10 protein-coding genes and 1 pseudogene are annotated in these 13473 nt (G+C 73.0%); 6 read left to right on the forward strand and 5 right to left on the reverse strand.

Annotated elements, in window-relative coordinates; all coding sequences use genetic code 11:
- Window positions 1-141: 141 nt before the first annotated feature.
- Window positions 142-315, reverse strand: coding sequence for a hypothetical protein (locus tag AB5J55_RS32660; RefSeq protein ID WP_369274044.1), 174 nt, complete (start codon window positions 313-315; stop codon window positions 142-144).
- A 47-nt stretch (window positions 316-362) separates the two neighbouring features.
- On the opposite strand from AB5J55_RS32660, the pseudogene AB5J55_RS32665 reads away from it, so the two are divergent.
- The 3 genes and pseudogenes from AB5J55_RS32665 to AB5J55_RS32675 form a co-directional block, all read left to right on the forward strand.
- A pseudogene (locus tag AB5J55_RS32665) lies at window positions 363-1175 on the forward strand (ABC transporter substrate-binding protein); the annotation flags it as partial.
- A gap of 70 nt (window positions 1176-1245) precedes the next feature.
- Window positions 1246-2748, forward strand: coding sequence for a glycoside hydrolase family 3 N-terminal domain-containing protein (locus AB5J55_RS32670; RefSeq protein WP_369274045.1), 1503 nt, complete (start codon window positions 1246-1248; stop codon window positions 2746-2748).
- A 265-nt stretch (window positions 2749-3013) separates the two neighbouring features.
- Entirely contained in the window at window positions 3014-4033 is a 1020-nt protein-coding gene (locus tag AB5J55_RS32675) for an N-acetylglucosamine kinase (RefSeq protein ID WP_369274046.1), read from the forward strand.
- Window positions 4034-4148: 115 nt separating this feature from the next.
- Here the strand turns inward: AB5J55_RS32675 and AB5J55_RS32680 are convergent, their stop codons facing one another.
- Entirely contained in the window at window positions 4149-5033 is an 885-nt protein-coding gene (locus AB5J55_RS32680; protein ID WP_369274047.1) for a MurR/RpiR family transcriptional regulator, read from the reverse strand.
- Between the two features lie 150 nt (window positions 5034-5183).
- Between AB5J55_RS32680 and AB5J55_RS32685 the strand changes: the two genes are divergently transcribed.
- On the forward strand, window positions 5184-5948 hold the full coding sequence (locus AB5J55_RS32685; protein ID WP_369274048.1) for a sugar isomerase domain-containing protein: 765 nt from the start codon (window positions 5184-5186) through the stop codon (window positions 5946-5948).
- 102 nt (window positions 5949-6050) lie between these two features.
- The gene (locus AB5J55_RS32690; protein ID WP_369274049.1) at window positions 6051-6632 is read left to right on the forward strand and encodes a hypothetical protein; all 582 of its coding nucleotides are present in this window, start codon (window positions 6051-6053) and stop codon (window positions 6630-6632) included.
- Window positions 6633-6731: 99 nt separating this feature from the next.
- On the opposite strand, the gene AB5J55_RS32695 is transcribed toward AB5J55_RS32690, so the two are convergent.
- Together AB5J55_RS32695 and AB5J55_RS32700 are read right to left on the reverse strand one after the other, a co-directional pair.
- The gene (locus tag AB5J55_RS32695; RefSeq protein WP_369274050.1) at window positions 6732-7481 is read right to left on the reverse strand and encodes a DUF4142 domain-containing protein; all 750 of its coding nucleotides are present in this window, start codon (window positions 7479-7481) and stop codon (window positions 6732-6734) included.
- 142 nt (window positions 7482-7623) lie between these two features.
- The gene (locus tag AB5J55_RS32700) at window positions 7624-8676 is read right to left on the reverse strand and encodes an alpha/beta hydrolase family protein (RefSeq protein WP_369274051.1); all 1053 of its coding nucleotides are present in this window, start codon (window positions 8674-8676) and stop codon (window positions 7624-7626) included.
- Window positions 8677-8887: 211 nt separating this feature from the next.
- Between AB5J55_RS32700 and AB5J55_RS32705 the strand changes: the two genes are divergently transcribed.
- Window positions 8888-11950, forward strand: a complete 3063-nt coding sequence (locus AB5J55_RS32705) for a SpoIIE family protein phosphatase (protein WP_369274052.1) — start codon at window positions 8888-8890, stop codon at window positions 11948-11950.
- On the opposite strand, the gene AB5J55_RS32710 is transcribed toward AB5J55_RS32705, so the two are convergent.
- The gene (locus AB5J55_RS32710; protein WP_369274053.1) at window positions 11922-13436 is read right to left on the reverse strand and encodes an alpha/beta hydrolase; all 1515 of its coding nucleotides are present in this window, start codon (window positions 13434-13436) and stop codon (window positions 11922-11924) included. The two genes, AB5J55_RS32705 and AB5J55_RS32710, sit on opposite strands and share 29 nt — an antisense overlap.
- Window positions 13437-13473 lie beyond the last annotated feature (37 nt).

Raw genomic sequence — 13473 nt, forward strand, 5'->3', positions numbered from 1 at the left:
CCGCCGCTCGCGCCAAGGGGGTTCGAGGGGCTGCTGGGCGCGGGGGTTGATCTCCCCCGTCCCCGTCCCCGTCCCCGTAACGGCTGACGGCTGCATGCCGGACCGCGCCGCGGCCTCAGCCCTCGCCCCCGCGCCCCGCCCTCACCGCATCCAGTGCCGTTCCGTGCTCCACCCCAGGAACCGGCGTGCGCGACCCTGGTCCGCCGTGCCGTCCGTGTCGAAGCTGCCGCCGTCTGCGACCAGGGCCAGGCCCGCCAGGGCCGGTGCCAGTCGGGACCTGACGTGGGCGGGGTGGCGGGCCGTCTGCTCGTCCAAGGTGGCGAGGAACCGCCGGAGCTCGTCGGGCCGTCGCCTTCGTCAGTACCGCGGCGGCGTTGTACGACTACGGCATCGAGTGCGACGGCGTCTTCGGGCCCACCGAGCCGGTCGACGGCAAGCCCAACCCCCAGGCCGGCGACATGGACGTGGCGAAGCTGACGAGCCTCGGTACGGACTGGGGGCAGTTCAACGTCGAGAAGTACGCGGCGCTGGGGCCCGATCTGCTGATCAGCAACATGTTCCCGGCTCCCGACCTCTGGTATGTCCCGCAGGAGAGCCGGAAGAAGATCGAGGCGCTCGCGCCCAGCGTCGGCATCAGCGTCGCCCGCACCTCCCTGCTGAACCCGCTCAAGCGCACCGCCGAACTCGCCGAGGCGCTCGGTGCCGACCTGAAGGCGAAGAAGGTGACGGACGCCAGGGCCCGCTTCGACAAGGCGGTCGAGACCCTGCGTGAGGCGGCCGCAGCCACCAAGGGGCTGAAGGTCATGGCCGTCACCGGTGACGACGAGCAGTTCTACATCGCCGTCCCCGACTCCTACGTCGACCTGAACTACTACAAGGACCTCGGCGTGGCGTTCGTGGAGGGGGAGAAGTCCGATGAGTGGGGCTTCTGGGAGTTCTTGAGCTGGGAGAACGCCGACAAGTACGACGCGGACCTGATCATGGTCGACAACCGCTCCTCGTCGATGAGCGAGGAGCAACTCGCCGAGAAGGCGACCTGGCGGCAGCTGCCCGCGGTCAAGGCGGGGCAGACCGTGCCGTGGGCCATGGAGGAGCGCTTCAGCTACGCCGGGTACGCGCCCGTGCTCGAACGGCTGGCGGAAGCCGTGGGGAAGGCGAAGAAGCTGTCCACGTGAAGACCCACTGTTGAATCAGCCAGCCATCGAAAGGTTGACTTTAGGCTGACCCAGCCAGAGCATTGCCGGGGTGAGCCACTTCGAGCACGCATCACCCCGGTCGGCCGGCCTCCCCGCCGACCTGGACGAAGCCGCCCACCGCTGTCTCGTCGCCGGGTTCGACGGCGCCACGAGCGTGCCGGACACGCTCAAGGGCCTCATCCACCGTGGCCTCGGCGGGGTCATCCTCTTCACCCGCAACGTCCGTGACGCGGGGCAGGTGCGCCGCCTCACGGACGAGCTGCGCGCGATACGCCCGGACCTCCTGGTCGCCATCGACAACGAGGGCGGCGGCATCGGCCACCTGGTCGGTGCCGCCGCCCCGGACGTCCCCGGCTCCTACGCCCTCGGCGTCGTCGACGACCCGAATCTCACCGCCCGCTGCGCCGACGCACTCGCCGGGCACCTTGCCACCCTCGGCATCACCGCCTCCTACGCCCCCGTGGCCGACCTCCAGCACCGCCCCGGCAACCCGATCGTGCGCACCCGGTCCTTCGGCGCCGACCCCGAGCTCGCCGCCCGCCATCTGCGCGCCTGGATCACCGCCACCGAGGCCCGCTCCATCGCCTCGTGCGCCAAGCACTTCCCCGGCCACGGCGGCACCGCCACCGACAGCCACCACGGCATGGCCGTCGACCCACGGCCGTACGACGAACTGCGCGCCGACCTCGAACCGTTCCGCGCGGCGATCGCGGCGGGCGTACCGATGCTGATGAGCGCTCACGTCGTGTTCCCGGCGCTGGACCCCAACCGCCCCGCCACGCTCAGCCGCCGCGTCCTGGGCGACCTGCTCCGCCACGACCTCGGCTTCGACGGCGTCCTCGTCAGCGACGCGCTGGAGATGAAGGCCATCGCCGACCAGTACGGCGAGGCGGCCGGCGCGCGCATCGCACTCGCCGCCGGCGCGGACCAAGTGATCGTCGCCGTGGGCGACTTGAACGTCACCCTCGACTGCCGCGACGCCGTGCTCGACGCGCTGCGGACCGGTCAGCTCGCCGAGGAACGGATCGAAGAGGCCGCGGGACGGGTGCGTCGGCTCGCCGAGCGGTACGCGACCCCCACGGCCGACGTGGCCGACTGGGACTCCGGCGCCGGACGAGAGGCCGCCCGCCGGGCCGTACGGAGCCGGGGCGTGCCGCCCCCCGTGCGCGGCGCCCATGTCGTCGACCTGTTCCCGCCGCCGCACCCCGCCCTCAACTGGGGCGGCGAGGACCTGCTGACCGAGACACGCGCGGTCGACCCCGCGGCCACCGGCACGGCGGTCACGGGGGACCCGGCGGACCCGGCCGAACTCGTCGACGGCATGCTGCGCCGCTGCGGATCCGCCCCGCTGGTCGTGGCCACCTGCGACGCCGGGCTGCACCCCTGGCAGGTTCGGCTGCGGGACGCCCTGCTGAAGCGGCGGCCAGACGCGGTGCGAGTGGACACCGGGCTGCCGGAGGGCGGTGCGCTGTGCTCGTACGGGCGTGGCCGCGTGAACCTGCGGGCGGTGGCCGAGGCGCTGGCGGGCGTCACCGACGGCACTGAGAGCTGACGGGGCCACAGCGCTCAGGACGGCCGTACGACCTCCTTGATCCCCTGGCCGTCAGGTACTCGGCGTCCGCGGCCCGCTCGGCCTGGACCACCGCCGGGCGTGCTGGGAGACGAACCAGCCGTGGCGGGGCGTGTGGTTGACGCCGAATCGGAGCGTGTGGATGGGATCCTCCTCGGGCCGGGCCCGCTCTTCCGGGCTACGGGCCGGCTCTCGGTCTTGTCCCTTACGAATGCATCAACCACCATGGTCGTCGATGAATAGTGATTTGAACCAAGATTCGCCCGGGAGGGCGCATGCGTACGTCGTCGGCCTGGACGCCGGCGGCACCCGCACCCGCGCCGTCCTGGCGCCCCTTGGCGACGGTGAGCCCGAGGGCGAGGGCGTCTCCGGTCCCGGCAACGCCCTGACGGTCCCCGGCGCGCTGCTCACGGAGCACCTCGCCGAGGCCCTCGCGCACGCCGTGCCGGCAGAGCTGCGCGGTCAAGTCGTGGCCGTGGCCGGCGGGTTCGCCGGCGCCTCGCGGACCGCCCCGGACGAACCGGGCCGGGTCAAGGCGCACGCCGCCCTCACCGTCGCGCTGAGCAGGCTCGGCATCAGCACCGACACGGTCGAGATCCACAGCGACGTCGAGGCCGCCTTCGCCGCCGCGCCCGGCAACCCCGCCGACGGCCTGGCCCTGGTGGCCGGCACCGGCGCGGTCGCGGTGCGCATCACCTCACGCGTGTGCACCGAGACCGCCGGCGGCGACGGCTGGCTGCTCGGCGACGACGGCAGCGGCTTCTGGATCGGTCGCGAGGCGGTACGGACGGCGCTGCGCATGGCGGACGGACGGGGCGGGCCGACGGCGCTGGCCGCGTCGGTGGGGCGGGAGCTAGGGGTGCCGGAGGACGTTCTGCCGGGGGAGACGGCGGACCCGTACGCCGGCGGATCCTGGACGCGGGCCCGGCGCGAGGCCTACCGCATGCGCCTGCTCCCCGCCGTGATGGACCGGCCGCCGGTCCAACTGGCCGGGCTCGCGCCGCTCGTCGCCGAGGCGGCCCGGCACGAGGACGCCGTCGCCGCGGGCATCCTCGAAGCGGCCGCCGACCACCTCACCGGCACAGTCCGCGCCCTCGAACCACGTCCCGGCGAACGCATCGTCGCCACCGGCGGTCTCCTCGGCGACGACGGCCCACTCACCGAGCCGCTCACCGCCCGGCTCCGGCTCCTCGGCCTCACCCCCGACCGGGTGGCCGACGGCTCGCTGGGCGCCGTGTGCCTCGCCCGGCTGGGGTACGGGAGTTGAGCGGCGTCAGCGCGCAGCCGCACCGCCTGGCCGCGGGGGGATGATTCAAACAGCCACCTTCGAAGCAGCCACCTTCACGTGTCCAACGTGGTTCAGTCATACATTTCGGTCGGCTTCAGCGTGCCCGGCGATTCTTCACCGCGTGCTGCGGGGTGATGTGGTCCGTCAGGGCGAGTGAGGCGCTGGCGCGCTGGTAGGAGACCTGGCCGACCCGGACGTAGAGGCAGTCGACGATCATCAGGACGGAGTGCCTGCCGCCGATGCTGCCGGTGCGGAAGCTGGTCTCCGAGGTGGCGGAGATGAGCCGGATGTCGGCGGCCTTGGCCAGCGGTGAGCGCGGGTCGGTGGTGATGGCGACGGTGGTGGCGCCGCGCTCCTTGGCCATCTCGAAAGGTTCGAGGGTCTCGCGCGTGGCACCCGAGTGGGAGATGCCGATGGCCACGTCGGCCGGGGTGAGCAGGGCCGCCGAGGTGGCCGCCCCGTGCACCTCGGTCCAGCCGCGGACCTGACAGCCGATGCGGAACAGTCGCGTCTCCGTCTCCTGGGCCACGGCGCCGCTGCCGCCCACGCCGTACACGTCGATGCGGCGGGCGCGGGCCAGGGCCTGGGCCGCCCGCTCCAGCGCGTCGAGGTCGATCCGTTCGATGGTCTGCTGGATGGCGCGCAGGTCCGCGCTGCCGACGACCTGCACGACCCGTTCCAGGCTGTCGTCGGGCGAGATGTCGGGGCCGATCTCGGCGCTGCCCCAGTCGGAGACCTCGCCGCGGCCGCGCTCCTGGGCCAGTTCGATCAGCAGATGCTGGTAGGAGTCGAGCCCGATGGCCCGGCAGAACCGGGTCACCGTCGCCTGGGAGGTGCCGGTGCGGCGGCCCAGCTCGGCCGCCGAGCAGTGGGTGACGGCGGCCGGATCCTCCAGGATCAGTTCGCCGACCTTCCGCAGGGAACCGGCCAGCCGGGGCAACTCGGTGCGGATCAGCGTGGTGACGTCCGTCGAGGGCATGGGGAGAAGGTACCAGCCACCGTTTGGCCCGTAACTTGAATACCAGGACCGAGATGAGGCCGCTCATTGCCCCGGGCCGACGGTCTGTGATTCAGTGATTCACTGACTGAGTTGTACAGGGTGGTTCAATCCATCAGTGGGGAGTGACGCGTGTCCGACGAGTCCGTGAGCGCCCAGCGCTTCGTGCGCGAGAGCATGACCGTCCTCGACCGCCTGACCGAGTCCGCCCGCGACGACGTGGCCCGCGCGGCCGAGCTCATCGCCGACTGCGTACGAGCGGACGGTGTCATCCAGGCCTTCGGTACCGGTCACTCCCAGGCGACGGTCCTCGAAGTCGCCGGTCGGGCGGGCGGACTGGTGCCCACCAACCGGCTCAGCATCGCCGACCTCGTCCTGTACGGCGGGGCCGCGCCCGGCGTCCTCGACGACCCGCTCCTGGAGCGCGAGCCCGGAGTGGCCGCCCAGATCTACGACCTGGCCGCCCCGCGCGCCCAGGACCTCTTCGTCATCGTCTCCAACTCCGGCGTCAACAACGTGATCGTGGAGATGGCCCTGCACGCCAAGGGGCAGGGCCACAGGATCCTGGCCATCACCTCCCTCGCCCACACCCGGGCCGTGCCGGCGGGCCACGCGAGCGGCAAGAAGCTCGCCGACCTCGCCGACGTGGTCCTCGACAACGCGGCCCCTCGCGGCGACGCACTGCTGGAGCTGCCGGGCGGCGGCGCGGTGTGCGCCCTGTCCACGCTCACCGGCGTGATGCTCGTACAGATGGCCGTGGCCGAGGCGTCCGCCCTGCTCATCGCCGCCGGGGAACGCCCGCCGGTGTACGTCTCGGCCAATGTGCCGGGAGGGTTCGAGGCAAACCTGGAGCTGGAGAAGCGGTACGCCGGACGGATCCGGCGCACCGCGAGCTGATCACTCCTGCATGGTGCATTCAACAGCGGGCTGAGCACGCGCGCCCGACCGCACGTGGGCGCACACTGGAGGAGTGCTGTCGGTGCTCAAGGGGGTGTCGGCATGGCTGCGTCCGGATGTTCGAAGGTGCGGCTGTGGCGATGGCGGCGCAGCCCGCTGAGGCGGCGCAGCGACGTCATCGAAGCCTGGGTCGTGCTGTGCGGGTGGCTGTTCGCGCTGGGTGCCGCCCTGTTCGCGGGCATCGCTGCGGCGGACGCGGTCGTGGCCTCCGCGGAGCAGCAGCGGGCCGAGAGCCGCAAGGTGACGGCCGTACTCGTCGCGGACGCGGAGGATCCGGGGGCCTCGCGGGTCACCACCGACCATCTCGTGTGGACCACCGTCCGCTGGACCGACCCGGACGGCACGACCCACACGGACGAGGCGCGGGTACCGCCCAAGACGCATGCGGGCAGCAAGGTCGAGGTGTGGACGGACCGCAACGGCGTCATCGCCGGCGAGCCGCTCTCCGAGAGCGAGATGCAGCTGCACTCGGTCGCCGGAGGCCTCCTGGCCGGGGCGGCCACCGCAGGCCTCGTGCTCGGCTCGGTCTGGGTGGTACGGCTGGGGCTGGAGCGGCGCCGACTGGAGGAGTGGGGCGCGGAGTGGGAGCGGCTGGACACGCCGTGGGGGCGGAAGACGGGCTGAGGAGACGGGTCGAGACGGGCCGAGACGGCACCCCGGCGCGCATGACAGCGCCCCGGAGGAACTCTCCGGGGCGCAGCAGGCGTTGTTGCTCGGCGTCCGCTACTTGACGTCCGCGCTCGGCAGCGCCGACGGGGACGCGGTGTTCAGGTCCTCCAGGCCCTTCGGGATCGCCAGTGTGAGGACCGGCGAGCCCGGCTGGGGCGCGGGCGGCGTCATCTGGTCCTTCGGGAGCTTCGGCGGCGAGGTCTGCTGGAAGTTGTTGGCGTCGAAGTTGACCATCCCCGTCTTCTCCAGGACGGTCATGTGGTCGAGCACGGTGTCGTTCGCCAGGTCGGCCAGCTGACGGACCAAGCTGTTCTGCGTGGTGCCCCGGATCTTCGCGATCGCCGGGAAGATCTGCCCGTGCGTCACCCGCATGATCGCGACACCCGTGGCGTCGAACTCCTTGCCCGTCTTGGAATCCACCGTCGCCACGAACTGCTGCTGCTGCGGGCTGGCCTGGTTGGGCAGCGTGATGTTCAACTCGGACGCGAGCTTGCGGCAGGCGAGGTCGAGCCGGGCGTGTCCGACGACCAGGTGCTCCCCGGCCTCCTTCATCTCCGGGGTCGTGCCCCTCTCCATCGCCATCATGCCCAGCGGGTGCTCCCACAGACCGGCCGCGCGGACCTTGACCACGAAGTCCCGGTCGGCCTCGGTCAGCGGCCCGTACTGCGTGTTGGCGATGACGCGGTCCTGGTTGGCGGAGGTGGTCTCCACGCCCAGCATGGCCGGGTAGGCAAGGGCGGAGAGGGTCAGGACGAGGGCGCCTCCCACGAAGACGGTTCCTACCATGCGGCGCGAGATGGGCATCGTGCCTCCAGAGATGAACGGCTGCTACGCCAAGAGGTACGGACGGGACGCGCGAAACAATCACCGCCGCGCGAAAAAACTTGCGGTTCGCTGTGCGTGGTGCGTCACACCCGCCGCACCACGAGCGGGGCTTGAGCGGGTCTCAGCGCAGGTGGCGCTCGAAGAAGGCCGTCGTCGCCGCCATGGAGTCCGGCCACCGTGGCCCGAACGTGTGCCCCTCGCCCCGGTAGGTCCGCAGCTCCACGTCCTTGCCCGCCGCCTCGAACGCCGCGACGGTCGTCCTCGTCCAGCCCAGGGGGCAGGTGTCGTCGGCGGTGCCGTGGTGGACCAGCAGGGGCTCGGTGACCCGGTCGACGTAGGTGATCGGCGAGACCTGCCGCCAGAACTCGGGGTTCTCCTCGGGGGTGCCGTGCGCGGCCTCGATCTCGGCGACGAGCGGGTCGCCCTCGGAGCGCTGGAAGTGGTCGATGTTCTGCTCGGGGCGCGAGCTGACCGGCGCGAACACGACGGCGGCGTCGACGAGGCCGGGCGCCACGACCAGCGTGTTGTACACGACCCCACCGCCCATCGACCGCCCCATCAGGCCGATCCGGTCGTCGTCGACGTCCGGGCGGGCGGCGGAGCGCAGCGCGTGGACGGCGGCGATGACGTCCTCGGTGTAGCCGAGGCGCAGGTTCACGTCGTTGTCGGGGTCGTCGTCGGAGCCCGCGTGGTTGCGGTAGTCGGTGTGCAGGACGACGTAGCCGTTGCGGGCGAGGAGGTCCTGCTCCCGGGGCATGCCCTGGCCGGTCGCGTACACGTCCGGGTCGATGTAGCCGTGCGCCAGGACCAGCGCGGGGAAGGGGCCCTTGCCGGTGGGGACGTTCAGGATGCCGGAGATCTTCAGGCCGTTGGACCGGTAGGTGACGGCGTACTGCGTGTAGGCGTCGGTGCGGACGCGTACGGCCCCGAGGCGGAGGTCGGAGCCGCGGTGCTCGCGCTGGATCAGGGCCGGCAGGGAGACGGGGTCGGCGGGGGTGGGGGAGGGGGCGAGTGTGGTGGCGCTAGGGCTGCCGCCATCTGCTCTGCTCGACGCCGGCGGATCCGTACGCGCCGGCTCGGCGCCGTCACCACCGCTACCGCTGCAGCCGACGGCGGTCACGAGCACCAGCACCAGCCCGACCGCGAGACGGGCCACGCACCGCGGGTACCGCATGCGCCCAAGTATCCCGCGCTCCGACGCGGTTGGCTCCTGCTGCGGCGGGCCCGGTCCACGGTGTTCCGGGGCGCCCCGGTCATCGGATCCGGGTGCCGAAAGGGTTCTGTTGTGATGGGCATCACACAGGTCTACGGTGATATGGCCTGGAAGCCTCCCACGAGCCGCAGGCCGAGTGGCGGTGTGCGGCCGGGTGGTTCCGGGTGAGGAAGTGATCCGGTTGTCCGTCGCCTGGGACGACATCGGCGGGCTCGTCGATGCGCACAAACGTTTCCTGGCCGGCTCCCTCGTCGAGTCGGACGTCAGGGACTGTGTGCTCGACTCCTGGAAACGATGCCGCTCCGCGGGGCTCGAGCCGGATCGGCTGCTGGTCCCCTACACGGCGGGCGTGGCGCTGGACGACCGGTTTCTGCACGCGGCGGGCCCGGTCCTGGAGTGGCTGGTCGAATCCCTCGCCGACGTGGGCATGGCGATCGCGCTCTGTGACGCGCAGGGGCGGATGGTGCAGCGGCTCGGTGGTGATCCTGGGCTGAGCAAGCGCCTCGACGCCGTGCAGTTCGCCCCCGGGTTCGACGCCTCGGAGCCGGTCGTGGGCACCAACGGCGTCGGCACCGCTCTGGTTGAGCGCGGTCCCGTCTACGTCGCCGGCCGCGAGCACTTCGCCGACTGTCTGCAACCCTTCGCCTGCGCGGGCGCGCCGGTGCGTGACCCGCTCAGCGGGCGTATCGAGGCCGTCCTCGACCTCACGTGTCTGCGCGACCAGGGCGATCGGGCCATGGTGCGGATGGTGCGTGAAGCCGCCCTGGGTATCGAGGCGCGGCTGCTGGAGCAGGCCACCCAGCGCGAGCGCGCGCTCTTCGCCGCCTACCGGCGGGCCGACGGCCGCCCCGAGAACTGGCCCGAACAACCCGACGCGGTGGCCGCCGGCCAGGACGGGGCCGCCCTGTCCCGGCTCGACCTGGCCGTCCTGCGCGAAAAGGCCGAGGAACTCATCGCCTCTCCCCACCGCACCCTCGCCGAAGTCGCCCTCCCCAGCGGCCGAACCGCCACTCTGCTGCGCCGCCGGCTCACGGGCGAGTCCGGCGAGACCGGCGTCGCAGTCGAGGCCCGCATCCTCGGCGGGCCCCGCCTACGCCGGGTGGCACCGGGGCCGACGGCGACGCAGGGTCCGCCCTCACCTTCGGCCCGGGCCCCGCTCCGGCCGTCCGCGCGGAGACCGGGTTCGCCTGCTGTGCGAACTCCGGGTTCGCCGGCCGCGGACGGGCCGATTTCCTCACGCGCGGCCACGTCCGCCGTATCGGCCGAGCCGCCGGCACCGGTCGAGCAGGCCGGTGCGTTTCCGGAGGCGCCGCCGCTCACGTCGCCCCGTGCGCACAAGCACGCCGTGCAGGCCGCACCAGCCCCGGCGACCGCGCCCGTACCCTCCACCACCCGGCGTACGGTCGTACCCCCGCCCGCCGCACCAGCCCCGCAGCCGACTCCCGACGAGGGCGACACCGGCACAGGCGCCCCGCGCATCGCCCTGCCCGAGCCGGACGGTCACGGCGCCGATGGCCGGCTGCTGCTCGTCGGGGAGCCCGGTGTCGGGCGGTTGGCGGTGTTGGCGCGGCGGCGGCTGGAGTTGTTGCACGACGCGAGCGTGCGGATCGGCACGACCCTCGATGTCACGCGCACCGCGGAGGAGCTCGCCGAGGTGACCGTTCCCCGGTTCGCGGACTTCGTCGCCGTCGACCTGCCCGACTCGGTGCTGCGCGGCGAGGAACCGGAGGCGCTCGGCGGCCGGACCGCGCTGCGCCGGGTGGCCATCCGCGCCGTACGCAAGGAACCCCACAACCTGTACGACGTCGGCGACCCCGTCGAGTACGTGCCGTCCACGCCGCAGGCCCGCTCCCTGGAGACCAGGCAGTCCGTGCTGGAACCCGTGCTGGCCGAAGCGGCCGGCTGGATCGCGCAGGACCCGGCGCGGCTGGAACCGGTGCTCGCGGCGGGCATCCACTCCCTGATCACCGTGCCGCTGCGGGCCCGCGGCACGACCCTCGGCGTGGTCAGCTTCTACCGGTCCCTGCAGCCCGCCTCCTTCGAGGACGACGACCTGTCCCTCGCCCAGGAGCTGGCCGCCCGCGCGGCGATCTCCATCGACAACGCCCGCCGCTACACCCGCGAGCACAACACCGCACTCGCCCTGCAGCGCAGCCTGCTGCCCCGCGGCCGTTGCGAGCAGAGCGCCGTCGAGGTCGCCTACCGCTATCTGCCCGCGCAGGCCGGCGTCGGCGGCGACTGGTTCGACGTCATCCCGCTGTCCGGCGCCCGCGTCGCGCTCGTGGTGGGCGACGTCGTCGGGCACGGTCTGCACGCCGCCGCCACGATGGGCCGGCTGCGCACCGCCGTTCACAACTTCTGCGCCCTGGACCTGTCGCCCGACGACCTCCTCACCCACCTCGACGACCTGGTCGGTCGGCTCGACCGGGGCGAGGGCTGGGCGGCGGAGAGCACCCCCGACGCCGGCATCGTCGGCGCCACCTGCCTCTTCGCCGTCTACGATCCGGTGTCCCGGCGCTGCACCCTCACCCGCGCCGGGCACCCCCTTCCCGCGGTCGTCGCCCCCGACGGCACGGTCGAGTTCGTCGACCTGCCGTCGGGGCCGCCCCTGGGCCTGGGCGGCCTGCCCTTCGAGACGGCCGACTTCGAACTGGCCGAGGGCAGCCAACTCGTGCTCTACACCGACGGGTTGATCGAGGACCGCAACCGCGACATCGACGTCGGCCTGGACAAGCTGCGCGCGGTCCTGGCCAGTGCCGGCCGCCCGCCGGAGGAGACATGCGAGGCCGTCCTGGACGCCATGCTGCCGACCCGCCCCGCCGACGACGTGGCCCTGCTCGTCGCCCGCACGCACACGCTGGGCCCCGACCGGGTGGCCCAGTGGGACCTGCCCAGTGATCCGGCGGTCGTCTCCCACGCGCGGGCCGTGGTCACCGAACGGCTCGCCGCCTGGGGCCTCGGCGACCTGGCGTTCACCACCGAACTGGTCGCGAGCGAACTGGTCACCAACGCCATCCGCCACGCCACCGGCCCCGTCCGGCTCCGCCTGCTCCGCGACCGCGCCCTGGTCTGCGAGGTCTCCGACGGCAGCGGCACCTCACCACGCCTGCGCCGCGCCCGGAGCACGGACGAGGGCGGCCGCGGCCTGTTCCTCGTCGCCCAGTTCACCGAGCGCTGGGGGACGAGGTACACGCCCAACGGGAAGATCATTTGGACGGAGTCGCCGCTGCCGTGACCGGCAGTCCCGGCCCGGCGCAGCGCACGTCCGCCGCAGGCACCTCCCCGTCGACGAGGTAGCCCGCCACCGCCCCGTCCACGCAGGCATTGCCCCGGCTGGCGAACACCCCGTGCGAGTAGTCGTCGTCGAGCGTCACCAGCCGGGATCCGGGCAGCAGTTCGCGCAGTTGCCGGGCGCCCTCGATCGGGGTCACCGGGTCGTGCGCGGAGGCGACCAGCAGGACGGGAGGGGCGGCGGGACTGCCCAGTCGGGTGCGCCGCGCGGGGCGGTGGTGCCAGTACGCGCAGGCCGACGCCTCCATGCCGGTCAGGACCGGCTGCGGGTCGGCACGTCGTATGCGCCGTACGTCCGCCACGACCTCACGGGGCGTCGGCCCCGGACCGTCCGCGCACTTCACGATCCGGTTGGCCGCCTCGTAGTTGCGCGACTGCGGGCTGTCGAAGGCGGATGCGGGGCGCAGGCCGGCCACGCTCCCGTCCGTCAGGTAGCCGTGCAGCCCGTCGGCGAGACCCGTCCAGCGTTCGGTGCGGCCGAGGGCGCGGTAGACGGCGCGGTCGAACTCCGCCGCGCCGAAGCCGCCGACCGGGCGCGCGGCCAGGCCCTGGCGTACGCGCAGATACGAACGCCGTACGGCGCCCGCGTCGCCGCCCAGCCCGAAGCGTTCGGCATGCGCGGCGGTCCAGCCGAAGAACGTGTCGCGGGCACGCAGCATCGCCCGGCTCTGGATCACGTCGAAGTCGTACCAGTCCCAGGGCCCGACCACGCTGTCCAGCACCATGCGGCCTACCCGGTGCGGAAAGCGCGCCGCGTACGCCGCGCCCAGGTAGGTGCCGTACGAGACACCGAGGAAGCTCGTCCGCGGCTCGCCCAGCGCGACGCGGATCGCGTCCATGTCGTACGCCGTCCGCTCGGTGGACAGGTACGGCAGCACCCGTGAGCCCGCGCCCGCCGCGCAGTCGTCGGCCAGATGCCGCAGTGATGTGAGGTACGACCGCTCGGCCTGCGGGGTCGTCGGCACCGGATCGGTCCCGGGAGCGGCGAACAGGCCGCCCATCGCGCCGCAGCCGGCCGGCGCGCTGTGGCCCACGCCGCGCGGGTCGAAGCCGATGACGTCGTACGAACGCCGCACGCTCACGGGGAGTTTGGCGCGCTTGGTCACCGCGTAGGGGAGCCCGGAGCCGCCCGGGCCGCCGGGGTTCACCAGCAGAATGCCGCGCCGCTCGGCGGGGGTGCCGGAGGCGGGGACGCGGGAGACGGCGATCTCGATGCCCGGGCCGGACGGGTGCCTCCGGTCGAGCGGGACGGTGAGGCGGCCGCACTCCACGCGGTCGGGTGCGGGCGGCGTCGGTACGGAGTCCGGGCAGGCACCGAAGGCGAGGGTGGCCGTCGCGGCCGTTGCCCGGGCGGGGCCGGCCGTGGGGAGCAGGGCTGCCGCGGCCACTAGGGCGCACAGCAGGGCGGTGGGGCGGGGCAGGGCGGTCAAGGTCTCTCCGATTCTCCGAAGCGAGGTAAGAACGGGG

The sequence above is a fragment of the Streptomyces sp. R11 genome (genome assembly GCF_041051905.1).
In the GTDB taxonomy this organism is placed as follows: Bacteria; Actinomycetota; Actinomycetes; order Streptomycetales; family Streptomycetaceae; genus Streptomyces.